This window comes from Enterococcus sp. LJL51 (assembly GCF_054871795.1).
The window spans coordinates 41,368-65,782 of the sequence record NZ_JBTXLW010000006.1 but is presented as its reverse complement, the minus strand read 5'-3'; the positions used below and the strand labels follow the sequence as shown (position 1 = coordinate 65,782).

The following is a 24,415-nucleotide window of genomic DNA, read 5'->3' as shown; positions in this document are numbered from 1 at the left end:
TGTTTTTGTGAGATAAACAACAAACTTATTCAAATTGTTGGCTTTTTGAAAGGAATTTAAAGGATGAAAAAGAAAGATCTGCGAGTTATGCGTACCCACAAAATGATTATTGAAGCATTTATCCAATTAGTTGAAGAAAAAGGATTTGATGTTCTAACAATTCAGGAGATAGCGGATCGGGCAATGATTAACCGTGCTACATTTTACGCCCATTTTAAAGATAAACAAGATCTTTATGAACAAATTTTTGATTTAGCTGTTCGTGCATTCACCTCAGTTTTAGATACAGATACCTCGATTAAAGAAAACAAAATTGAGGTAAAAAAAATCGAACTGCTCCTGTCCAGAATCTACAATAATATTCATAAAAACAAAAACTTTTTTCTGACAATTATGGATGGCAGCTCCAATGAAATTTTAAAAAGAAAATTGGCTGATATTCTCTATGAGAAATACGCCGACACACTTTCCCGTTTACGTATTACAGAAAACGATATTGAAGTCCCGATTGATTTTATTATTGAATACATGACCTCGATATTTATTGGAACACTTCATTGGTGGATTACCAGCGATACAAACATGACACCCAATCATTTAGCTCGGTTAGTTATAAAGCTTGTAGGAAACGGACATTTAACCGTTCTCGGCATTGAGATTGAAAAATAGCTGTAAAGCTAAAATAAGGGGCTGTGACATTAGTATGCCTCAGCCCCTTAAACCCAGATAAACGGTGTTTCAGAAGTAACTACTAGCAGCGAGCTGCATCGATGTCCGCTCAACATCAGTGGTAAACCACTGTGTTTCAAGGCTCTTCGACAATAAGTCGAAAATTCGCAAAAATTTGTGGAACACCAGGTAGGAATCAGTCAACATCGAATGGTTTACCTTCGTGTTTCCTGTCATTTCCGGAATTTCCGCCTTATTGCTTAGAATCACTGTGACTGCTCTTTGAGCAGAGCAGATGATGAAAAGTACCTACTTGGTGCTTAGAATCACTGTGACTGCTCTTTGAGCAGAGCAGATGATGAAAAGTACCTACTTGGTGCTTAGAATCACTGTGATTGCTCTTGAGCAGAGCAGATGATGAAAAGTACCTACTTGGTGCTTAGAATCACTGTGATTGCTCTTTGAGCAGAGCAGATGATGAAAAGTACCTACTTGGTGCTTAGAATCACTGTAATTGCTCTTTTGAGCAGAACAGATGATGAAAAGTACCTATTTGGTGCTTGAAGCTGAACACTTCCGCCTCAACCTCATTTTTTATTAGTTATTTTTGGCACGCCACTTTTTATTATGAGTAGTGTTTCTATTTGAGGTTATTTTACTAGAAACACCAACCTTCACATTGTACTTCTTCTGCTTGGTTAAGTCATAGACCTTCTCTGCTGCATCTGTAATCTTTTCTTTCAAATTCATAGACAATCTCTCCTTTGCTTTCTTGTTCATTCGTCAATGTGAGATGGTAAAAAAAATAGAACCACTCAGTTATGCTGAGTAGCTCTAGGTACTGGGGTAGCTGGATTCGAACCAACGAGTGACGGAGTCAAAGTCCGTTGCCTTACCGCTTGGCTATACCCCAAAAACAAAATGGAGGAGAGTGGATTCGAACCACTGAACCCTAAGGAACGGATTTACAGTCCGTCGCGTTTAGCCACTTCGCTACTCCTCCAAAAGTCATCTTAAAAACCTGACTTGTTTATAATACATAATTTCTACTCGAAATGCAAGTGTTATTTTAAAAAATTTTTCAACTTATTCAGCTAAATTCCATAGGCGAATAACTGTTTCGATTCCTTCATCAATGGACTTAACAACCCCTTGGTTTTCTTTACCCATTTCAATCAAAAATTTCCCAGAACCATTAGGAACAATTCTGCCTATTTCTTTTTTTCCAATCAACAAATTTGTACTCTCGACTTGTTGACCGTTGAAGGTTATTTTTTCCTCTTCAACTCGAACTTCAATATCTTTATTCTTTTTTGACATTCTTATCCCTCCAGAAGTAAATCATACCATAAACAGCTAAAAAAGCATCTATTTCTGCATAAATAGATACTTTTTTTTATTATTGACTAAATAAGTGTTTTCGCTGATATTCACTCCAAACTGCCACACCAACGCCAATTAGAATAGATCCAATCCCCATATAAATAAACATCCACAAGAAACTTGATAAGTAAGCCTGAATAAAATCATACATAGCTTTTGACTGAATACCAATCCGCTTCAAATAACCAGAAAGTAGAATAAGTGCTGGAATAACGGCCATCATTAACCCGCCCCCAACAAAAATGTATTCCCAGTATCTCAGTAAGCGATGCAGATAGCCGCGGAGTGATCTAAATAAAATTACACTTAATACTATCCATAAAACACCACAGACAGCCATGAATATCCATAGTTTTGAACTATATGCCATCACTCGATTTCCAAAAGAAAGCAGAAACGGCAGTTCAATATATCCTTTATAAACTGTTGCAGTCTGATCTGCCAACAGTTTAACGGCTTCGTCGCTTTCCGCTGTCAAATCAATATTATTTTCCGCCGCGTATTGTTTGATTTTTTCAGTTACTGAACTTTTTACTTGCTGTTCATTTTTAATTGAAAAAGGCGTATCCGGATGATACATTGCAGTAAAGTAGTTATTCATATCCTCTTTGACAATAGCTTCTTCTACTGCATTAGATAGTACCCCTTCAGGAATATTGCTCCCTAGCGCACTATTTTCAATTTGCTTATTCATTTCTTTAGTAAGCTGACTATAGTAATCGGCTTTCTCAGCTTGCTTCTCCATATATTTCTCACTAAAAAGCGTCAACCGCAAACTCAATAAAAGGAGGAATGCAACTAGAAAGACCATCGCCAAGAAAGCTAGAAACAAACGGGAAACTGCTGCTCCCTTAAATTTTTTTCTTTTCATTAAGCTTTATTCCTCCACTTTATTTTGTTCCATCAATAATCGGTCCAGAAACATAATCAGCAAACACAAATACCCGATCAGGTGTCAGCCCAATAGCATCTAATGGGTAGCAGGTATATAGAATCAATGAATGCTTCGATTTATCTCCCAGTCTTTCATCGATAACAGGATCAGTATAGTGTGCAATTCTATTTTCTGTCACTTGATAGGTATAGTCCCCGTAATGCGTATGGATAGTAATCTGGTCTCCTACTTCCAAATAATGGATTTGACCAAAGGATGGCCTGTTGTGACCGCCAATCAAAGTCGTTCCTAAATCTCCTGGAATCATACTTCCAATATACTGCCCGGCACCTTTACTAAGGATATCTTCGCTATCGCCATAAAACAATGGTTCATCAATTCCAACTTTATCAATAACCACCCGACCAAACTGATCTCCACCAACAGGATAAACCAATGTAGAAGAAGGTATTTTCCCTTCATCGTTCACCGCTGCCGCTTTTTCCTCAGGCTCAACCTGAGTAAAAAGATCGTTTGCCTTTACTTCAAAATCTGGTGAATCATTTAATAGTATCAGCTGTACTGCTGATCCTGCAAAATTGATGACAGGTGCACCAATGATATAAATGACAAAATAGCCAAAAAGCATAAAGAGAAGAGGCATAAAAATAAATGCCCCTACTCTCTTAAGAATTTTTTTATTATGCAAGTTTACGTTTTCTACTTACAAATGCTGCACCTGCAGCTGCTGCTAGTAAAGAACCAAAAGTGATGCCGCTCAGTGCATAGTTGTTTCCAGTGTTTTTAACTGTGCTTCCAGACTGATAAACAGGGTTGCCTTTAGCATCAGTAATCATCACTGCTGTGTATGCACCGCCAGTACCGAAAGTAATTTTCACGCCTACAGCATTACCTGCTGCTACAACGTAGTTTTTCAACTGATCGATAATACTTGTCGGCAACAGACGCAATGCATCTGCTAAAGTTGTTGCATTTGTTGTATCAACGTTTTGTGATTCAACTAATGCTACTGCAGCACGGATGTTTGTAAGAGCTTCTTCCACCTGTGCATCTGTTAGCGCTACACGTTTCAAATGATTTTCTGTTGCATTAATTTCTGCAGCTCCAAAATAGAATTTTTTGCCGCCAATTGTTGCTCCAGCATTTAGCGTATCAAGAATTTTTTGCTCGTTCGCCGCAATTGCTCCGTCAGCAGAAGCTTGCGAAGTAGGAACAGCAAACACCCCAACAGCCATTAGAACTACAGCTAAGAATCCAATGATTTTTTTCACTTAGTCTCCTCCTATCCTTTATTATTTATAATAAATCATAAGCAAATCAAGAAGAATCGTCATGATAAATTATACGTGTAATATCCCACCATAAATATATAAATGGCGCATGATACCTTACTTATCAAAATTATCACACGTGAAAATAATAGTCAATTAGTTTAATCACTTTTCTATTAAAAAAGTATTTATTTCTCTTGTTTTGATAATAAAACAGCTTCAAAGACATCATACCCTGCTTCTTTTAAAACTTTTTCAATTTTTTCAGTTTCCCGGCTTTCAATTTGCATTTCGAGAATTGTCTCTAATTCTTTACGGTGCACTACAATATTAGTAATACTAAAATCATTATCAGAGAGCAGCTTGGTAATTGCTGCTAAAATTCCTTTGTGGTCCTCTAATATCCGCAATTGAATTCTAGTTCCGCCTTCATGATATCCAGTAATCTTTAAGAAGGCATCAAAAATGTCATTATTTGTTATGATTCCATTCAGCTCACCCTTACTATCTACCACTGGAAGAACTCCCACATTATTGGTTCTCATCTTATAAATCCCGTCTTCCAAAGAAGCTTCCGGATCTACCGTAAGCACATTCTTGACCATGATATCTGCCGCCGTGGTCTTGTTCAGCAGATAGTTCACTTCGTATACACTCAAGCTTGTTGCCTGAGACGGCATCGCAGCTTGAATGGTTCCTTCTGTCAGCAGCCCTACCAGACGTTCATTTTGTACAACTGGTAAACGATGAATATCGTTTTTTTTCATTAAATCTACCGCATCAAAAATTTTTATATCAGGCTGTACAACGATCAGATTTTTCGTCATAAAATCTCTTATACTCATTTCCTAGCCTCCCAAATATGCTTTCTTCACTTTTTCATCATCGATTAATTCTTTTCCTGTACCGCTTAGAACGATGCTGCCGGTTTCCAATACATACCCTCTATCTGCAATAGACAATGCCATTTTTGCATTCTGCTCAATTAACAGTACAGTTGTCCCCTGTTTGTTAATCTCTTGAATAATATTGAATATCTCCTGAATGAAGATTGGCGCTAGTCCCATTGAAGGCTCATCCAGCAGCAGCAACTTAGGTTTAGACATTAATGCCCGGCCCATCGCAAGCATCTGTTGTTCACCGCCGGAAAGCGTTGCAGCATCTTGAGTTCTTCGTTCCTTCAAAATTGGAAAACGCTCAAAAATCATGTCATATTCTTCTTTAAGCTCATTCGTTTTCCTTAAGAATGCTCCCATTTCTAAATTTTCCTGAACAGTTAATCCAGGAAACACATGGCGTCCTTCGGGTACCTGACACAAGCCGGAAGCAACAATTTTCTGAGGCAAGGTTTTCTGAATTTCGTTTCCTTCAAAAATGATTTTACCTTGGGAAGGACGGTTCAATCCTGATATTGTTCGAAGAATAGTTGTTTTTCCTGCGCCATTGGCACCGATTAGAGAAACAATCTCCCCCTCCTCCACATGAAAACTAACCTCTCGAACAGCTTGAATCATCCCATAATGGACCGATAAGTTTTCAATTGACAGCATTATAGCTCACCTCCGAGATAAGCTTCGATTACCCTTGGATTGTTACGAATATCCTCCGGTTCGCCTTCAGCAATGATTCGTCCATATTCCAGCACATAGATTCGCTGACAGACTTCCATCACGAGACTCATATCATGTTCAATTAACAAAATCGTAATTTGAAATTCTTTTTGGATTTTTCTAATTAGTTCCGTCAATTCGGCTGTTTCCTGCGGATTCATACCTGCCGCCGGCTCATCGAGAAACAAAACTTTTGGATCTGTTGCCAAGGCTCTGACAATCTCCAGTCGGCGCTGTTCTCCATAAGGTAGATTCTTCGCCAAATGCTCTGCTTTCTCTTCCATGCCGAAAATACTTAGTAGTTCCTTCACTTTAATGCGCAGTTTATCTTCCTTTTTATAAAAGCTGGGCAACCGCAAAATACTAGAAAAAATACCTTCTTTGTTTTTACTATTCATTGCAATCAGGACATTATCCATTACGGTTAATTCTTTGAACAAACGAATATTTTGAAAGGTTCTGCTCAACCCCATATCAGCTATTTTATAAGGCTTCATCCCGTTTAAAATGTGTGTTTTTCCAAGTTCTTCTAATTCTACAGTTCCTTCACTTGGTTCATAAACACCTGTTAGAAGGTTAAATAAGGTGGTTTTTCCGGCACCGTTTGGACCGATTAAACCAATTAATTCGTTTGTCTCTAATGACAAATTGACATTAGAAACGGCTGCCAGACCGCCAAAGTTTTTTGTCAGATTTTTAACTTCCAATAGAGGCATTAGAATCGTCCCCCTTTTTATTAAATAGTCGCTTCACTGAAAATTCCCAAGTTCCCAGCAAACCACCTGGTTTAAAAATCATAATAATGATTAACGCCAACGCATAAATAATCATTCGAAGTTCGCCAAAATTCTGCAGATACATATTCATAAAGCCTAAGGCAACAGCAGCGATTACTGTTCCCGTCACACTTCCGATACCGCCAAATACAACAATAATTAAAATATCTATAGACTTCATAAAGCCGAAATCTTTTGGAGCAATTGTCTGAATATAGCTTCCATACAAACCGCCTGCTACACTGGCTGTCATTGCACCTATGACAAAAGCGATAACCTTATATTTGGTAGTGTTTACTCCCATTGATTCAGCGGCTATCTCATCTTCACGAATAGCAGTTGTCGCCCGCCCAGATCCACTATGGATATAGTTAACCACAATTAATATAGTGATAACAGTAAATCCAAAGACCATCGACCAGTTCACAAAAGGCGGAATACCAAAAATTCCCGCTGGTCCATTCGTGATATCTCTCATATTAATAATGACAATTCGAATAATTTCAGAAACACCTAACGTAGCAATCGCAAGATAGTCCCCTTTTAGACGTAAAGTAGGAATCCCCACAATTACGGCAATAATTCCCGAAAGAATAATCCCAAGCAATAATCCACTGAAAAAACCAGCCATCGTTGGATTTTTAACTGATACTATCGCAGTCGCATAGGCGCCAATTGCCATAAATCCTGCATGCCCTAGAGAAAATTGACCGGAAAAACCAATAATCAGGTTTAAACCCAACGCTAAAATAATGTTGATTCCAATCGTGATAAGTGTATTTTCCATATACAGATTTACTGCCCCTGCGACATAAGCCGCATAAATAATCCCATACACAGCAAGTGTTATCAGCAGCCAAATTAGATTATATTTCAGATTTTTTTTCATACTTATCACCTACACTTTCTCTTTCACGTTTTTCCCTAGAATTCCAGCTGGACGAATGAGCAATATAATGATCAGCAGTGCATATACTACGGCATCTTTATAATCAGAAAAACCAAAAGCAACAGCCGCCGTTTCCAACAGACCGATAACAAACCCGCCAATCGCTGCACCTGGAATAAGGCCAATACCGCCGACGACAGCTGCAACAAAGGATTTCAGTCCTGGAACAACACCCATCATCGGATCAATTGAATTATAGTATAAACCAATCAGCATACCTGCGGCAGCCGCTAAAGCAGAACCTAATGCAAATGTGAATGATATCGTACGGTTTACATTAATTCCCATAAGCTGTGCTGCGTCTGCGTCCACGCTTACTGCCCGCATTGCTTTCCCCATTTTGCTCTTTTTAACGATAACCTGGAGCAAAATCATCAACAATAATGAGGTAAATAGAATAATTAATTGAATATTCGAGACTTCAATGAAACCTAATTTATAAACCTCCATCTTGATGGCTTGAGGAAATGCCCGAGGGTCTGACTTTACCATTTGAATCATCACATTTTGCAGCAGAAACGATACGCCAATCGCTGTAATCAGAGCAGCAATTCTTGTAGATTTCCGCAGTGGACGATAAGCTAAAAATTCAATAACTACACCAATAACAGCCGCACAGACCATTGATAGAATTAGTGCAGGGAAAAAACCTAGCTTGAAATTGTTAATAAAAAAATACCCCATGAATGCACCTAGCATATAGATTTCTCCATGAGCGAAATTGATTAATTTTATAATGCCGTATACCATTGTATATCCAAGTGCCAGTAAGGCATAGATGCTTCCTAAAAACAGACCGTTTACCAGCTGTTGAAGCAACATTTCCATTTCCATTTTCATCACATCCAATTTTGTTTTTGTTGAGAATAAAAGAAATCGGAATAAAACAAGTTTTCTTCAAGAAATAAGTATTGGAAACAGCTATTCAGTTGTTCTCACAACTTACTATCTGTAGGCATTTAAGAATCAGCAGTCTCAAATATAAAATGATTTATCCGCCTGTCTTATTCTTACCTGTCACTGTATAGATTATCCGGCTTATTCTTGAAGAAAACTCTTCTATCCCGCCATTTATTCATATTTTGTGCATATACAACTTGATTTATCCTGCACGCCTTTTATTCTCAAAAAGGTATTTCTAAGGATTTACAGGTTCAGCAGATGTTTCTTTTCCTTCTGTTAATCCAAGAACAACTGCAGATTTCTCAGGATTATGATTCTTATCCATCGTCATTTTTCCTGTTACACCAACAAAATCCTTCAATTCAGCAAGACCTTTGGTAATTGCTTCTGAATCAGCTGAATCTTGTTCTTCAATGGCTTGCTTCAACATATAGACAGAATCGTATGCCAGCGCATTGAAAGCTGAAGGCTGTTTGCCATACTTCTCTTTGAATGCATCTACAAATGGCTGTACTTTATCTGTTGCAGGTGCTTTTTCAGAGAAATGACCTGTATAGTATACATTGCTTACATTTGCTGCACCAGCAATCTCAACTAATTTTTCATCGCCAAAACCATCTGCACCAATAATTGGTTTATCAATACCCATTTCTCTTGCTTGTTTGATGATTAAGCCGGCTTCAGTATAATAGCCTGGAACATAAATAACATCGTAGTCAAGACCTTTAATTTTTGTTAATAGGGCTTGGAAATCTTTATCTCCAGCTGTAAAGTTTTCTTCTTTAACAACTTCCCCTTTATAAGTATCCTTAAATGAATCAGCTAATCCAATAGCGTAATCACTTGATTTATCCCCAAGAATAACAACCTTTTCAGATTTCAAATTGTCTTGAGCGAAGTTTGCTAAAATGACTCCTTGGAAGGTATCTTGGAAACAAGATCTAAACACATATTCCTGTACTTTGTCGTTAGCAATCGTAATGCTGTCATCTGTACCTGATGGTGTAATTAGCGGTACTCCAGCTTTTGTCATATTAGGAATCGTTGCTTTTACAGCACCCGACGTTGCAGGTCCTACCACGGCAACAACTTTGTCTTCGTTGGTCAGGTTGGAAGCAACAGAAGCCGCCTCACTGTTTTCAGATTTGTTGTCCTTAGAAATCAATTCTAATTTTTTACCAAGAACGCCGCCATCTTCATTGATTTCTTCAATGGCTAATTCAATTCCTTCTTTTTCAGCGTTTCCGTAAGCAGATACCCCACCAGAAAGCTCCATATTCATTCCAATCTTAATTGTATCCCCATCTGCCTTATTACCGGCAGTTCCGCCGCCACCGCTTGTTGCAGTAGGTCCGCATGCAGCCAGCAAAAATAGGCTGGCAAATAAATAGCTAAATCTTTTCATCTGATTACCCCCTCATTCTCTTTCACGCAACACTCAAAGAGTATGTATACAAATATAATAAAAAAACTAATGCTTGTCAATGAATTTTCAGAAAATTTCTATTATTCAAATTATTATTAAAATCTGCTTCTTTTTGTCGGATTTATACCAGCAAAAAATGACAGCGCATTCAATACTAGTTTAACTAAATTTAATTAGATTTTCTTATTTAAAAAGCAAGCCATTTATAAAAATCAGTTTATTTGAACAATAAAAATTCTTTGATTTCCAAACAGGAGAAAAAATTAAAAAGCCCGAGGCGTTTGTTCTCCTCAAGCTTTCAATACTCTATTTGTTTAAAACAGTTCAACCTATCAATGTTAGAGAAATACATTACGTTTGATAGCAGCTTTTTAATGACTCCAATTCTTTTTCGCCAAGAAGTTCGCCGCAGCTCCAACTAGGTTTGCATCATTTCGATAGTTACATATAACTATTTCCGGAACAAAGTCTTTTAGGCCAAAATGCTTCAGTTTCTTCTTCATACGCAGGTTGATTTCATCAAGCAAACCTGCTTTAGCGGAAACTCCACCGCCCAATACAATCACTTCCGGGTCAAGAGAAAACTGGATGCCAAACAACCCCTGCGTCAAATACTCATAAAAATTTTCAACCTCTTCTACAGCAACTGGATCGCCTGCTTCCGCCAAACCGAAGACCTCTTCACCCGATACAGCTTCTTTCTCCAAGCCTTTGCGCTCACAATAACGCCAAGCCATCTGAACAGCTGTTCCTAATGTGCTAAAGGTCCGATTTCCATCAAGAAACATTAGACCGAACTCTCCTCCATAAAGATGAGCGCCTTTTACGATTTCTCCTTTGTGAAAAACGGCTCCACCGATTCCTGTACCAATCACAACAAATGCAACTTCCTGTTTTCCTTTAGCTGCACCTTCATAAATCTCAGCCATCCCTGCACAGTTCGCATCGTTTTCAATAGTCACTGGTAATTCAAATAACTGTTCTAATTCATCATAAATATCAAAATGATGAATGTAGGGAATAGCAGAAATCCCTAAAATTTGTCTTTTTTGTTCATCGACTACACCAGGAGCACTAAATGCAACGCCCTCAATTGAACGTTCGGTTGCTGAAAATACCTTTGAGAATCCAGCTTTCATCTCTTCCCAATTTTTAGGTGTAGAAAATTTTCCAGTTTCAAGCAACTGATTTTCATCCCATACTCCGTACTTTACTGCTGACCCGCCTAAATCAAATGCTAATATTGCCATATTCTTCCCCTTTTTATTTATGTTATTATTTATTTCTCCGATAATTATATGGACCATGGTATTCTTCATCTGGATTTCTCTTTAAACTAAATTTCAGCGGCACATAATCTATTCCGCCCTTTACAAACGGGTGACAGCGGCAAATACGAGCCACGCCCATTAGCCCTCCCTTTGCACCACCGTGTGTCTGAACTGCATCCAGCATATATTGAGAACAAGTTGGGTGGTACCGGCAACGGGGTCCCAAAGCTGGAGAGATAAAACGCTGATAAAATCTAACCAAAGAAATAATTAACTTACCAATCATTTCGTTTTTTTCCTTCTTTCCTATATAAACCTATTTAAACGATGAGTAGTCCACTTTTGCTTAAAATTGTAGTAACTGACAATTCTGCAAAAACTTTGTAAAATCACTCTTTTGCTGTAAAATAGATAGAGCTTATCTCTGCTTACTCAGGAGAGTCAAGCGAAATCCTACTCCCAAAAATATTTTCAATTATTTAAGAAAATCAGCGACACTTACCGCCCGATTTTTCTCTAATAGAATTTATACATTTGGACAAACTATACCGTGTTTTTCTTCATATTGCAAGTTAGTTTCTCCTCACAAAAACTATCCAAAAAATGAAAAACATGATAAACTAACGAGGACTGGAGGGATGAAAAATGGGCTTAAAATTTGAACGAAGCGACGACCTTGACAAGCTTTTTGAATCTTTTGCTGTTGACCCTAAAAAGAAGGAAAAACCAGAAGATAAAAAAGATTCTGATAAAGATGAAAAAGAAAAAAAGCAGTGACCAGTTTCTAACTGATCACTGTTTTTTTATAGATATTTTTCAATAGCCTGCCAAGCTTCTTCTTTCCCCATTTTTGTTTGAGAAGAGAAAAGTATGAACTCATCAGTAGGATCAAAATTTAAAGCTTTTTTAACAATACTTTCATGCTTATTCCATTTTCCACGTGGGATTTTGTCCGCCTTTGTTGCAACAACAATAACCGGCAAATCATAATATTTTAGAAACTCATACATTTGAATATCATCCTGTGTGGGGCTGTGACGCAGGTCTACCAGAGATACCACAGCTTTTAGCTGTTCTCTCTGAGTAATATACGTCTCAATCATTTTCCCCCATTTGGCCCGCTCCGTTTTTGATACTTTCGCATAACCATACCCTGGAACATCAACAAAATGAAGGGTATCTTCAATTAAATAAAAGTTCAATGTTTGTGTTTTCCCAGGCTTTCCAGATGTTCGAGCCAGATTTTTTCGATTAATCAATGTATTAATAAAGGAAGATTTCCCCACATTAGATCGTCCGGCTAATGCAATTTCAGGCAGCTGAGAATCTGGATATTGAGCAGGTGAAACGGCACTGATTACAATCTCTGCATTATGTACATTCATCTTTTTACTCCTTTTTGCTTATTTTTGGTTTGCCTTCTGTTTACAAAGTTTCAGCCAAAAGGCCGGGAGCGGTATCTTCTCAGAAGATACCCTGTCCCGACCTTTCATCCTCGTTCTATAAACAATTGTTAACCGGCTTTTTGATCTTTTTTATCGTAAACGATTGCCGGTTTTCCTTTGCCTTCAACTGCAAGCTCCGTAATAATTACTTTCTTGATCGTTTCATCAGAAGGAATATCAAACATGACATCCAGCATAATTCCTTCAATGATTGAACGTAGTCCACGAGCACCTGTATTGCGCTCAATCGCTTGTTTTGCGATTCCACGCAGGGCATCATCTTCAAACTCAAGCTCTGTATTATCTAGAGACAGCAGCTTTTGATATTGTTTCACTAAAGCATTTTTAGGCTCTTTTAAGATGCGAACTAAATCATCAACAGTCAGTTTTTCTAAAGCTGCAGTAACCGGCAAGCGACCGATAAATTCAGGAATCAATCCGAATTTCAGCAAGTCCTCCGGAATAATCTGCTGCATGATGCTTTCATCTTCAGACAATTTACTGTTATTTGTTCCAAAACCAATCGTTTTTTCTCCTAAACGGTTTCTAACGATTGTTTCGATTCCGTCAAAAGCACCGCCAACAATAAACAGAATATTGGTTGTATCGATTTGAATAAACTCTTGATGAGGATGCTTTCTACCTCCTTGAGGCGGTACACTGGCAACTGTTCCCTCTAGTATCTTAAGCAATGCTTGTTGGACACCTTCACCAGAAACATCTCTAGTGATGGAAACATTTTCGCTTTTACGTGCAATTTTATCAATCTCATCAATATAGATGATCCCTTTTTCAGCACGTTCAACGTTATAGTCAGCCGACTGTAAAAGTTTTAACAAAATATTTTCCACATCTTCACCAACATAACCAGCCTCAGTTAAGCTGGTTGCATCTGCGATAGCAAATGGAACATTTAGAGTTCTAGCCAATGTCTGAGCCAGAAACGTCTTTCCTGAACCAGTAGGTCCAATCAGACAGATATTACTTTTTTGCAGTTCTACTTCATCTGAACTAGTATTTTCAGTATGATTTACACGTTTGTAGTGATTATAAACAGCTACAGAAAGAGCTCGTTTCGCCTGTTCCTGACCAATCACATACTGATCCAGAACATCTAAAATCTCTTGCGGTTTAGGAACATCTGTTAGTTCACGAACAGCTTCGTCGTAAAATTCTTCGTCAATAATCTCTTTACACAAGTCAATACATTCATTACAAATATATACGCCAGGTCCTGCAACGATTTTCTTAACTTCTTCCTGTGTTTTGCCACAAAAAGAACAACGCACAGGGCCGTTATTGTTTGTGTTGTCGTACACGTATGTTCCTCCTTAAAATCGAAAGTAATTGAGAGTACAGTCTTTAGCAATGATATCACAAAGGGACAAAAATTGCGAGTTTTCTGTTAGACTGCTCTAATGAAAGTAGTTCTTCAGTAATCCCTATTTATGTTATACTATCCTTGTATGTTTATTTTATCAAAAATCAATAACTTGGAGGGTAATATATGTCAGAAAAAATCTTGTTGGGTACGTACACTCGTAGAATAAGTAAGGGAATTCATGAAATTACTCTGGATACGGATAAAGGTGAACTAACTACAGCTGAGCTAGTGGCTGAAGCGAAAGGACCGACCTATGTTACAGAAAGCCAAGCTGGAAAGCTTTATTCTGTAATCGAAATTGGGGAAGAAGGTGGTGCTGGTGCATTTAAACCGGCAGGCGGCTCTTTTGAACTATTGAATGCGGTAACAGAAGAAGGCGCTCCTCATTGCTATGTGGCGGTTGATGAAGAACGTCAATTGGTCTATGGGGCAAATTACCATCGCGGAATGGTCTACAGTCACCGCATCTTAGAGGACGGTTCTTTAGAGTTAGCTGATAAAATAACTCATGATGAAGAAACCGGACCTCATGAAAATCAAAACAAAGCACACGTCCATTATACAGATTTAACGCCGGATAAACGCTTAGCGGTCTGTGATTTAGGAACAGATCGGGTTTACACATATGATGTAGATGCAAAAGGCAAGCTGACGGAGATTGCTCAATATATTGCGGAGCCTGGTACTGGTCCCCGCCATCTTGTCTTCCATCCAAACAGCCAATTTGCTTATATGTTTGGCGAATTAGATAATACGGTCACTGTTCTTTCATACAACAAAGCAGACGGAACCTTCAAACAGACGCAAAAGCTGTCAACTTTACCTGAAGATTTCACTGAATTCAGCGGCGGAGCTGCTATCCGTATAACCAAGGACGGCCGTCATCTTTATGCCTCAAACCGCGGACATAACTCTTTAGCTGTTTTTTCAGTAAACGAAAGCGGTGATACTATCGCACTAGTTCAACTGATTTCAACTGAAGGAGATTTCCCTAGAGATTTCGACTTGAATGCGACAGAAGATTTTGTAGTTGCTGCTAACCAAAATACAGACAATTTGACATTATACCGCAGAGATCAAGAAAATGGTTTGCTGACAATGATTCAAAAAGATATATTTGCTCCAGAATGTGTATGTGTGTATTTTAGATAAGCTCTTTTAAAAGAAGCAGATAAAATGCTATTCAGCATTTGAAGCACCACCGGAAATTAAATTTTTGGGAGGTGCTTCATTTTTTTCTGCTTTTTATGTGTTAACCAAGACGTGTTTGAAAACTAACGAGGAAACGATAGTTCAGTAGAAATCTAGAAAAAGAGTTTGGGACATAAGTAACTGCCCGAACTCTTCTTTCTCTAAAATCCGAATAAACGGCGTTCCAAAAGTAGCTCACTACACTTCGTTCCGATAGCATCAACTTCTAAGTGCTAAAAGCACTAAGAGTTGAAGTTCTCGGAAATAAGCCGAACGATCTCAAAAATATGAAAAGCTCCAGGTAGGTATCAATCAACAGCTACTCGGTTCCCTCGTAGTGTTTCTTGATAATTTCCGGATAATCCGTCTTATTGCTGTGAAACACAGCGAGGGATGAGCTGATGTTGAACAGTACCTACTTGGTTCTCGAAGCTAAACACTTTTGTCTCGACCTCTTCACGAAAACGATATCCATAAAGATCATGAAAAAACTCGTTATTTTAGCTTTCAAACACATCTTAGTATCTGAAATCTGGTGTAACAAAAAATTGACCATTTTCTATTAACTGATTTTTTACTTCTACTATCTCAGCTGTCTTCCCTTCGCAGACAAGAAACTCACCAGCTTTCAACTTTTGTTTTCAGCAGGTTTTCTCCAGCAGCACGCGCAACGGCTTTCACATATACCTTGTCTGATTTTTTATTTTGATACGCATACAATTGATAGTTAGCATCTTCTTTGTATACGTCGTTGCTACACCCCAACTGCAGCTTGAACAACCACATACCCAGCTCAAACCGACTATCTTACAGACTGCTCTTTATCCACATATCGGAAACTAAAACTCATTCATTCCTCTATTTCAAATTCCTCAAAATTTCCTCATAGCATTTTGTTGCTCGACCATTCGGCTTGCCCTTTTTACAAAAGGACAAGCCGCTAAGCTTACGGTTAACCCGTGTTAAAACAATTTGATTATCCTCCATAGTCGCCTCCAATGCAGCTAGCGCCTCCAGAAAACGCGGATCTTTTTTTGCTGTTTCATAGAATGAAAGTACATACACATAATAAAATAAATTATAGGTTCTAAATGGATATTCCGGCTGCATAAACAACGTACCAATTCCATAATGGCAGGGACCAATCGGCTTTCTAATACGCCAATGCTCCAACAAGAATTCAACAGTTGGTTCAAGTAGCGGTTCCTTGTTCAGATACTCAGTAAAACGAAACGCACTCAATCCCAGCAACGTAGTTCCCGGGTTGGAATATTCTGTCTCTTCTCCTCTTCCATAGCTGAACTTGTTACAGCGCCAGCCGCCGTCTATGTACTGAGTTTCCAGAAGATGCTGAAACGTCTTTTTCAGCCGCTCATCCTCCTTATATCCCAGTTGAACAAGAACATTAGCCGCATGAGTCGTATGACAAGGTAAAATACCGCCTTTAGGATACAGCTTAAATCGGCCATCTTCACGCCATGTACTCATAATCAGCTCACCCAGTTCAGCAAGCAGAGGATCTGAAACGGGCATTCCTGCTTCCAAAAGCAACATCGCACTCTCCAATGTTGAAAAAGGGGCCCCTTTAATCAAACGCTTATCTTCTGTTGTCCAATAATCCCAGCCATGATCAAATCGATGCCCAAGAATCAGCTCAACGTCGTTCTTATAATCAGTTTCTGTCATTTTTTACTCCTTTCAATCCAGAATCAACTCATAGAATCATCATTAACTATTAGCTGATTTACAACCCAGCAGCTAATTCATAGCCGTCTTCAATGTATCAAAAGCAATTTTTAAATTTTCCTCAGGAATCGTTAGGAAACTTTCGCCAATCGATAGTTCAAATGCTGAAACACCTTCGGCTTCTTCCCACAGCATTAAAGTAAAACCAACATCACTTTTCTCTTGCACCTCTGCAAAAACTTGCTCCATATCAGCAATTGTTTTTGAGAAGTGTACATGAAACATATTAGCTACCGGAATCTTTGGAACTGTTTTTGTGTTTGAACACTGATTAAACAATTCCGCCACTTTTTTTGCTGCTTGAACATAATCCGGCATGCTGCCTATCCGCTGTTCATAATAATAATCTGCTGTCACAATATAGGGATATAAACTAATCAAATCGCCGCCATGGCGCCTTTTCCAAATTTTTGATTCTTCAATAAATTCAGCCTCTCCAGCCAATATTGCGCCGGCAATTCCGCCAATACCTTTATAAAAAGAGACATAGACACTATCAAATAATGCACAAATTTCTTCTGCTGTTTTATCGTAATAAGGCAGGCATTCCCAAAGGCGTGCACCATCTAAATGTAGTTTAATTCCCTTTGCTTTACAATAGCCGGAAATTGCTTGAAGCTCTTCAAATGTTGGCAGCTGGCCGCCAATTTCTCTTTGGGGCAGCTCTATTAAGATACAAGCCAGCGGCTCTTCCACAGCTTGAATATCTTCCAATGTAATTAAACGTTCCTTGTTTCCCAGTAAAATTGGATAAATATGGTGAAGCTCCTTCAAACCGCCTTCCTCATGAATTTCTAAATGGGAAAGAGGATGATAACCAACGGTTGCTCCTTGTTTACGGTCTGACCAAATACGCAAAGCGATCTGTTGAGCCATCGTGCCGCTTGGGAAGAAAACCGCCGCCTCTTTTCCAAGAATTCCTGTCATTTTTTCCTGAAACTGTTCAATGACTTCGCCATTTCCATAAATATCACTTGATTGCTCCCCATCCAACTGATCAATGACCTGCTTCAATACAGAAACATTGCGCTCGCCGTGATGACTTAGCCGATAATGTGTTTGATCATAGCTTTTCGTTAACTTACTTTGTTCTGTCAAACGAATCCCTCCCCATTGCCTTCTATTTTGAAAGCATTTACTATTTAAAAGTGTAGCATAGCACCATAATAGAAACAATCGTTCCTTCCATGTTCCATTGAACTTAAAGAAGCTGAACTAAAAGTGTTGTGTTTAAAAAATAAGGCGGACTATACTGAAAATGTCTCGACATTTTCAGTATAGTCCGCCTTATTTCCGAAGAGGCAGCTTTTAGATCGCCCTTTATTTGGGTTTTAGGAATAGAAAGCGGTGAAGCTTTATTTATATCCTACCCAGTTTGCTAATTCAAAACCAAATAAACGTTGTTTCAGTCAGTCCATGCTTCAAGAGCTGCAGCCTATTAAGAATCAAAGGTATAAAAGCAACACTCAATCTTTCTACAAATATTTTTCCAGCATAACCGCTATACCGTCTTCGTTATTCGACAGAGTAATTTCATCAGCTGCAGCTTTTAACGCATCTACAGCATTTGCCATTGCTACGCCAACTCCAGCGTATTCAATGATTGATTGATCATTATGCCCATCTCCGAAAGAAATGATTTCACTTGAATGAATATCAAATTTTGGTAAAACAGTATCTAGTGCTTTCGCTTTATCAATTCCTTTATCCGTAAATTCAAAATAAACCGGCGCCGTGAACATTGCGTTTAAGCGGTCAATAAATGGCTCTTGAATTTTCTGGTAATTTTCTTTTAGATAATCAGGATCTCCGGCAATAAGAATTTTATTTAGCGGAAAATCAACAAATGCCGCTAAATCTTCTTTTTCACATAATTTGAAATTCCCGCCTCTTGACTCATATTCAATAATATTGAACTCTCCAGTTGGCAGGTTTACTATATTGTCAAAGACATCGTTCACATACAGATAATCTTCCTTATCAATCATCGGCTTAACATTAAAACTTTTCAAATGCTCAAGAATTGCCTTACTATCTTCAACAGCCAAAGCCTGATTAAACAATACTTCTTGTGTCCTGCAATCCACTACGCAGGCACCATTAAATGATACAATAAAGCCGTCATACTGATCCATTTGTAGCTCTTTAACGTGCTTCTCCATCCCCGTTGTCGGGCGCCCGGAAGCAAGTATGACCTTAATCCCTTGTTTTTGTGCATTGATTAACGCATTCTTTGTTTTTTCTGAAATCTCTTTTTGATCATTCAATAAGGTGCCGTCAATATCTAATACAATTGCTTTTATTCCCATCTGCAAGTCTCCAATCTTTTTTCCATCTATATAAATCCTGTAAAAGATTCTGTATATCAATGTAGACAAAGATAAGTCTAGTAGACGCTCCTTTAATAGCATCTATAATATTTTCTAACACAATTTATATAGTTTAATAGTAAAGTAAGCGGTTAAAGAAATCAATAGTTAAAAACCTTTATTAAGAGTTTTAATTAATTAAAATTCTTAATAAGTTTATCATTCCTTAAAATGAGTGAATCTTGTTTACAGATGCACTAATATAGTCTATCATTAATAAAGTGAATTAATTAAGTTTTTCTTTATGAAAGGTGGTACCTTCTTGACAGAAAAAAGTAATCTTATCCGACAAAAAAATCTGGAAAAGCTCAAAGTTTTTCTTTTTGAAAATAAAAAAGCATTAAAGGCAGAGATGTCTAAAGAAACTGGAATTAGTGTTGTGACAATCAACTCTCTGGTTAAACAACTGGTCGCCGACCAAATTTTTATCGAATCTAAGCCTATCCAACAGCCCTTAGGACGCCCTGCAAATGAATATCTTTTTAATTATGATTTGGTTCATTATTTATTAGTCTCTATTCAGGAAAAAAGAGAGCCACACGAAAAACGCAGTCTTGTTATCATCGGGAAAGTTGTCAATCTAGCAGGTGTGGAGAAGTATCATACAACAATCGATTTTTCAACGCCCTCTCTAGAAGGGTTGATGGCTGCATTTAAAGACATGCTTCAATTTTCAGTACCAGTCGAAAAAATAGGACTTTCCATTCCCGGAAAAATCGATCATTCTATTATTGTTTCCAGCTGGGATGATTTATTTGATGGTTGGAACATTGAACAAGAGTTGGCACGGTTTAGCGATATTCCTATTACTATTCAAAATGATGCACATTTAATGACCATGGGCTTTTGTGTGGAACAAGGTCTATTAGAACAGCATACAGTTGTTGGCATTTTCTATCCTGAAAAGAGTATGCCAGGTATCACTATTTGTGCTAACGGGGTATTGCTTGAAGGAAACCGCGGACTTGCTGGAGAAGCAAAATATTTGCCGGCTTTAATTGATTCTCCAGTACCTGCCACAGACGAAGAATTAGGAGAAAATCTTGCAGATATCCTATCTCTGTATAACGCCGTAATTGCGCCTGATAGTTTTGTGCTTTCGTCCGAGACAGTTAATGAAGAGCTATTAAGCGATAGAATTCAAAAACGATCATTACTTTCTAGACAGCCTAATCAGCCCCAAATTTATTTTGCTCAAAATTTTCAACATGTGCTGACACTAGGACTTCGCTGGCTGGTAAGCATAGAAACTACTTATAAACTGCACTAATAGAGCATGCCAGAACTTTTCACCGTCCAAATAAAACTAAGAAAAAGCGGCTCCATTGAAATAGAAATCTATTTATACAGTTGAAAGCATGCTTTTTCGATACTATTTGTTTCGTTTCATGAACGCATCATTTTTTAGTCAAGAATGAGAGTGGCCAATATTCAGAAGAAAATCTGATTGTTGTCTCACTTTTTAATTTTAGAGTACACAAAAAGCACACAGCCTTGTATGATTAAAGTGACTAAACCCAATCAAAAGAAGTGTGCTTTTATGTTTAAAGATTATACCATCAATCAAACGATTTTACCATTAGAGTTGGAAAACAGCTTATTTCTGAAACGGCTGTCTCTTGTGTAGTCAATACCAGCCTCTTTTTGTCTTCTATTTTAAAGGCAATCCTAATTATTTTATCGGTTCCTCTGAATTGCTATTAAACACGTTATAATTAATTTCATTCACTGATTTTCCAACTATGATTGCAGAATATACATCTGAATTTACATTTAATATTGTTCGAAGCATCCCCACAAACCATTCAACACCGGCAAAAACAGCAATACTGTCAAGCGGCAGCCCCATTTGGGGAACAATAACAGCTAATGAAACCAGCCCAGCTCCTGGAACTACAGCATTTGCCAGCGATACAAAGGTCGCAGTTACTGCTAGATAAAACATCTGCTGAAAATCAAACCCCTGTTGGTACATCTGTGCAATTGTCATCACTGTTATGCTCATATGCATAGCAGAGCCATTACTGTTCAATGACATTCCTAGTGGTAAAACTAAGTTCGTAATCCGTTCACTTAACCCTAATTGTGTCCGGCTTTCTTTCATTGCTACAGGTAAAGTGATGGCTGAAGAAGTTGTTGCCAAAGCCATTATAGACATATTTTTCATGTTCTTGACCAAACGAATTGGATTCACCTTGCAGTAAACGCTGACTAGTAAAACCCAAATACCTAAAAACAGTAGCGTACCTCCGCCATAGACAATCAGATATTTCAATAGCGGCAGAATAATCTGTAAGCCTAAGTTACTAATTGTTGAAGCAATCAAAGCAAAAATTCCGATTGGTGCGGCCTTCATTACATAACCAATAATGAGTATGATGACTTCATTAAAATCAATGATTCCTTTAAAAAGCTGTGATTTTGGATGGGTCTGCAGGTATTTATTCAAGGCAACACCAAAGAACAGAGCAAATACGATAATTTGAATGATTGATCCTTGGGTTAGTGAATCAAAAATATTTTTGGGAAAGAAATCCAGTAGTGTATCAGCAAAAGAAATCGTCTGTGATTTTAATCCTGTATCCTTTATTTCAGCTATCTTTATTCCATTACCGGGATTGAAGATTACCGCCATAACAATTCCCCAGCAAGCAGCGAAAAAAGAAGATACACCAAACACTAGAATTGTCCGCCAGCCAAGGCTTGTCAGTTCCTTTGAATCAATGCTTCCAACTGCCTGAATGATCTGACCAAGAATTAACAGCGGGATAGCCATCTGCATTAGACGGAGAAAAACATCGCCCAACAGCTTTACCTGTCCTGCAACAGAGGGCAGAGAAACTCCGAATACTACACCTAATATCACTGCTATAAGGATTTGAGTAACCATTGATACTTTCTTCGTAGTCATACTTTTTCCACCTATCTATTGGTGATTGTGGTTCCTACACCATCCTGAAGCCGAACAAGGTTCTCAATTGATGTAATGACTGCTTCCCGATGGTCCTTCCCCTTGACAAATGACACAGCTGCTTCTACTTTCGGAAGCATACTGCCAGCAGCGAAGAAACCCTCTTTAATATAGGTTTCCGCCTCTTCTTTAGTGACCTTTTCAAGTGCTTTTTGATTTGGCTGATTGTAATTGATGTAAATATTGTCTACACCTGTCAATATAATCAAACGCTCTGCATTGACATTCTCAGCTAAAACTCTAGCTGAAAAATCCTTATCATTTACAGCTTCTACACCAATTAGTTCGGTTCCTTTTTGAATTACTGGAACTCCGCCTCCACCAGCACAAACAACAACTGCACCCGAATGAACGATTGAACGAACTACATCTTTTTCAACAATCTCCTGAGGCATTGGAGAAGGAACAACTTTTCGATACCCTCTACCAGCATCTTCCTTAAAACTGCCGCCTGTACGCTTCGCTTCCAATGCTGCTTCCTCTTTACTAAGGAATGGACCGATTGGCTTTGAAGGCTCCTTGAATGAAGGATCTGTTTCATTTACACGAACTTGTGTGACGATTGATACTACAGGTTTTGAAATTTGACGGCTCAAAAATTCATTCGTCAGAGCATTCTGCAGCCAATAGCCAATACTTCCTTGCGTCATCGCTACGCAGGAATCCAGCTTTAGTGCGGGATTCTTTTCAGTTTCAGCTGCTTTCTGCTGCAGCAGTAAATTTCCCACCTGAGGACCATTTCCATGACATAAAATAACATCTTCACCAGCAGCTATAAAATCTGCAATATACACCGCTGCTTTTTTGATTACTGCTTTTTGTCCCTCATCAGTTGGATCCGTTTCTAGTATAGCATTGCCGCCAAGCGCAATAACATTCAAACTCATCTTGTTTCTCCTCTCGCTCTTTTATTCTTCAACAGGCTTTTCTTTTGCCAGTATGGCAAACAAAATTAGACCAATGACCAGCAGAACACATGCTAGATAAAAACCAACCTGCATTGATCCTAGTGAGTCTGCTAAATATCCAGTTAGATAAGGAGCCAAAATCGATCCTGACATACCAATAAAGTTATAGGCGCTCAAGGTAGTAGATAAAGATCCGGCAGGTGCATTTTTGGTCACATAGGTAACGATGATTGGATCCAGTGCCAGCTTACCAGTCAATCCATAAAGAATCAGCACTGCAATCAACAAGGTTCGGTCAGTCACAAAAGCAATTGAAAATACAGATAGTATTGCCAATGGCACTAGTAAATACACCAGTTTTTTCGTTGCACCGGATTTGTCGGCAAAACGGGCAAAGATTAGAGCTCCGGGGATAGACGCCCAAGGTACTAAAGATGAAATGAAACCGACACTTGCACCTTCAAATCCTCGTTCTGCAATTAAGAATGACGGCAGCCAGGTAATGATTACAAAATTGGCATAGATACTTGTAAAGCACAGAATAAATGCAGCCAGCAAGTTTTTATTTGAGAAAATCGCTTTAAGAGAAACCTTCTCTTTTGGTTCTGCACTTTTTTCAGCAGCTGTATCTTCTGGACGGACAACCTTTTCCTTCAACATTGTATAAAATAGGACCGCAACAATTACTGTTGGAATTGCCATAATAAAGAACGGCTTGCTCCAATGCTCTCCGTTTTCTAAAACGAGTTTACTTGAAAGCAGGTATCCTCCTGATGTTCCAAAAGCCATCCCACTGTTAATAATTGCATTTCCTACTGTTCGTTTTTTTGTCGGTATGGCTTCTGTAGATAAGGCATACTGAGGCCCATAATAAGCGCCTTGACCAATTCCCGCAAAAGCCCGAATAATCAGAAACATTACAAAAGTCGTCGCAATTCCGCTAAGATAAGTCATAATCCCCATCAAAACAAATCCAATTGTGATCACCAGTTTGCGTCCAAGCCGATCGCCTATCATTCCCGAAGGAATCTGCGCAACTGCATAGGTTAAGAAAAAGACACTATTTGCCAATCCTAACTGGGTATTACTTAAACCAAATTGTGCACCTACAGTTCCCATAATCGGATTAAAAATCGTACGAGTTGCATACATAAGTATCCAACCGACAAAAAATAAGGCAACGACTTTCATCCAGTAAGTCTCATTAACCTTAACTGCTTTTTTTTGACTTGTATTCTCCATATTAAA

General features: G+C 38.4%; 26 protein-coding genes and 2 tRNA genes. 4 read left to right on the top strand and 24 right to left on the bottom strand.

Annotated features, from left to right (window positions below; all coding sequences use genetic code 11):
- The first annotated feature begins 63 nt into the window (after positions 1-63).
- A complete protein-coding gene (locus ACYSNQ_RS07925; protein ID WP_426082364.1) occupies positions 64-669 on the top strand; it encodes a TetR/AcrR family transcriptional regulator in 606 nt (201 codons plus the stop codon).
- A gap of 597 nt (positions 670-1,266) precedes the next feature.
- Here ACYSNQ_RS07925 and ACYSNQ_RS07920 read toward each other — a convergent pair.
- The 15 genes from ACYSNQ_RS07920 to yidD form a co-directional block, all read right to left on the bottom strand.
- Positions 1,267-1,419 (bottom strand): hypothetical protein, encoded by a 153-nt coding sequence (locus ACYSNQ_RS07920; RefSeq protein WP_426082362.1) that lies wholly within the window; start codon positions 1,417-1,419, stop codon positions 1,267-1,269.
- Positions 1,420-1,510: 91 nt separating this feature from the next.
- Positions 1,511-1,582, bottom strand: a tRNA-Gln gene (locus ACYSNQ_RS07915).
- A 9-nt stretch (positions 1,583-1,591) separates the two neighbouring features.
- Positions 1,592-1,672 (bottom strand) — tRNA-Tyr (locus ACYSNQ_RS07910).
- Positions 1,673-1,755: 83 nt separating this feature from the next.
- The gene (locus ACYSNQ_RS07905; RefSeq protein WP_426082361.1) at positions 1,756-1,989 is read right to left on the bottom strand and encodes a DUF2969 domain-containing protein; all 234 of its coding nucleotides are present in this window, start codon (positions 1,987-1,989) and stop codon (positions 1,756-1,758) included.
- 79 nt (positions 1,990-2,068) lie between these two features.
- On the bottom strand, positions 2,069-2,923 hold the full coding sequence (locus ACYSNQ_RS07900) for a hypothetical protein (protein WP_426082360.1): 855 nt from the start codon (positions 2,921-2,923) through the stop codon (positions 2,069-2,071).
- Between the two features lie 19 nt (positions 2,924-2,942).
- Entirely contained in the window at positions 2,943-3,590 is a 648-nt protein-coding gene (locus ACYSNQ_RS07895; protein WP_426082359.1) for a class D sortase, read from the bottom strand.
- Between the two features lie 37 nt (positions 3,591-3,627).
- A complete protein-coding gene (locus ACYSNQ_RS07890) occupies positions 3,628-4,218 on the bottom strand; it encodes a hypothetical protein (RefSeq protein ID WP_426082357.1) in 591 nt (196 codons plus the stop codon).
- Between the two features lie 188 nt (positions 4,219-4,406).
- Positions 4,407-5,063 (bottom strand): CBS and ACT domain-containing protein, encoded by a 657-nt coding sequence (locus ACYSNQ_RS07885; protein WP_426082355.1) that lies wholly within the window; start codon positions 5,061-5,063, stop codon positions 4,407-4,409.
- Positions 5,064-5,066: 3 nt separating this feature from the next.
- Complete coding sequence (locus ACYSNQ_RS07880; protein WP_426082354.1) at positions 5,067-5,768, bottom strand: ABC transporter ATP-binding protein; 702 nt, start codon at positions 5,766-5,768, stop codon at positions 5,067-5,069.
- Complete coding sequence (locus ACYSNQ_RS07875) at positions 5,768-6,544, bottom strand: ABC transporter ATP-binding protein (RefSeq protein ID WP_426082353.1); 777 nt, start codon at positions 6,542-6,544, stop codon at positions 5,768-5,770. The genes ACYSNQ_RS07880 and ACYSNQ_RS07875 overlap by 1 nt, the downstream gene beginning before the upstream one ends.
- Positions 6,525-7,493: a branched-chain amino acid ABC transporter permease gene (locus ACYSNQ_RS07870; protein ID WP_426082352.1), complete on the bottom strand. Its 969-nt coding sequence runs from the start codon at positions 7,491-7,493 to the stop codon at positions 6,525-6,527. Before ACYSNQ_RS07870 ends, ACYSNQ_RS07875 begins: the two co-directional genes overlap by 20 nt.
- Positions 7,494-7,502: 9 nt before the next feature.
- Entirely contained in the window at positions 7,503-8,381 is an 879-nt protein-coding gene (locus ACYSNQ_RS07865) for a branched-chain amino acid ABC transporter permease (RefSeq protein WP_426082493.1), read from the bottom strand.
- Between the two features lie 310 nt (positions 8,382-8,691).
- Complete coding sequence (locus tag ACYSNQ_RS07860) at positions 8,692-9,861, bottom strand: ABC transporter substrate-binding protein (protein ID WP_426082351.1); 1,170 nt, start codon at positions 9,859-9,861, stop codon at positions 8,692-8,694.
- Between the two features lie 392 nt (positions 9,862-10,253).
- Entirely contained in the window at positions 10,254-11,132 is an 879-nt protein-coding gene (locus ACYSNQ_RS07855) for an ROK family protein (RefSeq protein WP_426082350.1), read from the bottom strand.
- Positions 11,133-11,157: 25 nt separating this feature from the next.
- Positions 11,158-11,439, bottom strand: a complete 282-nt coding sequence (yidD, locus tag ACYSNQ_RS07850; RefSeq protein ID WP_426082349.1) for a membrane protein insertion efficiency factor YidD — start codon at positions 11,437-11,439, stop codon at positions 11,158-11,160.
- A gap of 359 nt (positions 11,440-11,798) precedes the next feature.
- On the opposite strand from yidD, the gene ACYSNQ_RS07845 reads away from it, so the two are divergent.
- Positions 11,799-11,930 (top strand): SPJ_0845 family protein, encoded by a 132-nt coding sequence (locus ACYSNQ_RS07845; RefSeq protein ID WP_426082347.1) that lies wholly within the window; start codon positions 11,799-11,801, stop codon positions 11,928-11,930.
- 26 nt (positions 11,931-11,956) lie between these two features.
- Here the strand turns inward: ACYSNQ_RS07845 and yihA are convergent, their stop codons facing one another.
- Together yihA and clpX are read right to left on the bottom strand one after the other, a co-directional pair.
- Positions 11,957-12,538, bottom strand: a complete 582-nt coding sequence (gene yihA, locus ACYSNQ_RS07840) for a ribosome biogenesis GTP-binding protein YihA/YsxC (protein ID WP_426082346.1) — start codon at positions 12,536-12,538, stop codon at positions 11,957-11,959.
- A gap of 128 nt (positions 12,539-12,666) precedes the next feature.
- The gene (gene clpX, locus ACYSNQ_RS07835; protein WP_426082344.1) at positions 12,667-13,917 is read right to left on the bottom strand and encodes an ATP-dependent Clp protease ATP-binding subunit ClpX; all 1,251 of its coding nucleotides are present in this window, start codon (positions 13,915-13,917) and stop codon (positions 12,667-12,669) included.
- A 188-nt stretch (positions 13,918-14,105) separates the two neighbouring features.
- Here clpX and ACYSNQ_RS07830 point away from each other — a divergent pair, with 188 nt between their 5' ends.
- Complete coding sequence (locus ACYSNQ_RS07830) at positions 14,106-15,134, top strand: lactonase family protein (protein WP_426082343.1); 1,029 nt, start codon at positions 14,106-14,108, stop codon at positions 15,132-15,134.
- Between the two features lie 657 nt (positions 15,135-15,791).
- Here the strand turns inward: ACYSNQ_RS07830 and ACYSNQ_RS07825 are convergent.
- From ACYSNQ_RS07825 to ACYSNQ_RS07810, 4 genes are all read right to left on the bottom strand, one after another.
- Positions 15,792-15,959 carry a hypothetical protein gene (locus tag ACYSNQ_RS07825; RefSeq protein ID WP_426082341.1) on the bottom strand — a complete coding sequence of 56 codons (168 nt, stop codon included), beginning with the start codon at positions 15,957-15,959 and terminating at the stop codon, positions 15,792-15,794.
- A gap of 72 nt (positions 15,960-16,031) precedes the next feature.
- Positions 16,032-16,859 (bottom strand): prenyltransferase/squalene oxidase repeat-containing protein, encoded by an 828-nt coding sequence (locus ACYSNQ_RS07820; protein WP_426082340.1) that lies wholly within the window; start codon positions 16,857-16,859, stop codon positions 16,032-16,034.
- A 72-nt stretch (positions 16,860-16,931) separates the two neighbouring features.
- Positions 16,932-18,017, bottom strand: a complete 1,086-nt coding sequence (locus ACYSNQ_RS07815; protein WP_426082339.1) for a threonine aldolase family protein — start codon at positions 18,015-18,017, stop codon at positions 16,932-16,934.
- Positions 18,018-18,394: 377 nt separating this feature from the next.
- On the bottom strand, positions 18,395-19,228 hold the full coding sequence (locus ACYSNQ_RS07810) for a Cof-type HAD-IIB family hydrolase (RefSeq protein ID WP_426082338.1): 834 nt from the start codon (positions 19,226-19,228) through the stop codon (positions 18,395-18,397).
- 322 nt (positions 19,229-19,550) lie between these two features.
- On the opposite strand from ACYSNQ_RS07810, the gene ACYSNQ_RS07805 reads away from it, so the two are divergent.
- Entirely contained in the window at positions 19,551-20,558 is a 1,008-nt protein-coding gene (locus ACYSNQ_RS07805; RefSeq protein WP_426082337.1) for an ROK family protein, read from the top strand.
- A 402-nt stretch (positions 20,559-20,960) separates the two neighbouring features.
- Here ACYSNQ_RS07805 and ACYSNQ_RS07800 read toward each other — a convergent pair whose 3' ends face one another.
- From ACYSNQ_RS07800 to ACYSNQ_RS07790, 3 genes are read right to left on the bottom strand one after another with little or no spacing between them, the layout of a single operon-like run.
- Positions 20,961-22,199 carry a dicarboxylate/amino acid:cation symporter gene (locus ACYSNQ_RS07800; RefSeq protein ID WP_426082336.1) on the bottom strand — a complete coding sequence of 413 codons (1,239 nt, stop codon included), beginning with the start codon at positions 22,197-22,199 and terminating at the stop codon, positions 20,961-20,963.
- Between the two features lie 11 nt (positions 22,200-22,210).
- Positions 22,211-23,146: a carbamate kinase gene (gene arcC / locus ACYSNQ_RS07795; RefSeq protein WP_426082335.1), complete on the bottom strand. Its 936-nt coding sequence runs from the start codon at positions 23,144-23,146 to the stop codon at positions 22,211-22,213.
- Positions 23,147-23,167: 21 nt separating this feature from the next.
- The gene (locus tag ACYSNQ_RS07790) at positions 23,168-24,409 is read right to left on the bottom strand and encodes an MFS transporter (protein WP_426082334.1); all 1,242 of its coding nucleotides are present in this window, start codon (positions 24,407-24,409) and stop codon (positions 23,168-23,170) included.
- Positions 24,410-24,415: the final 6 nt, after the last annotated feature.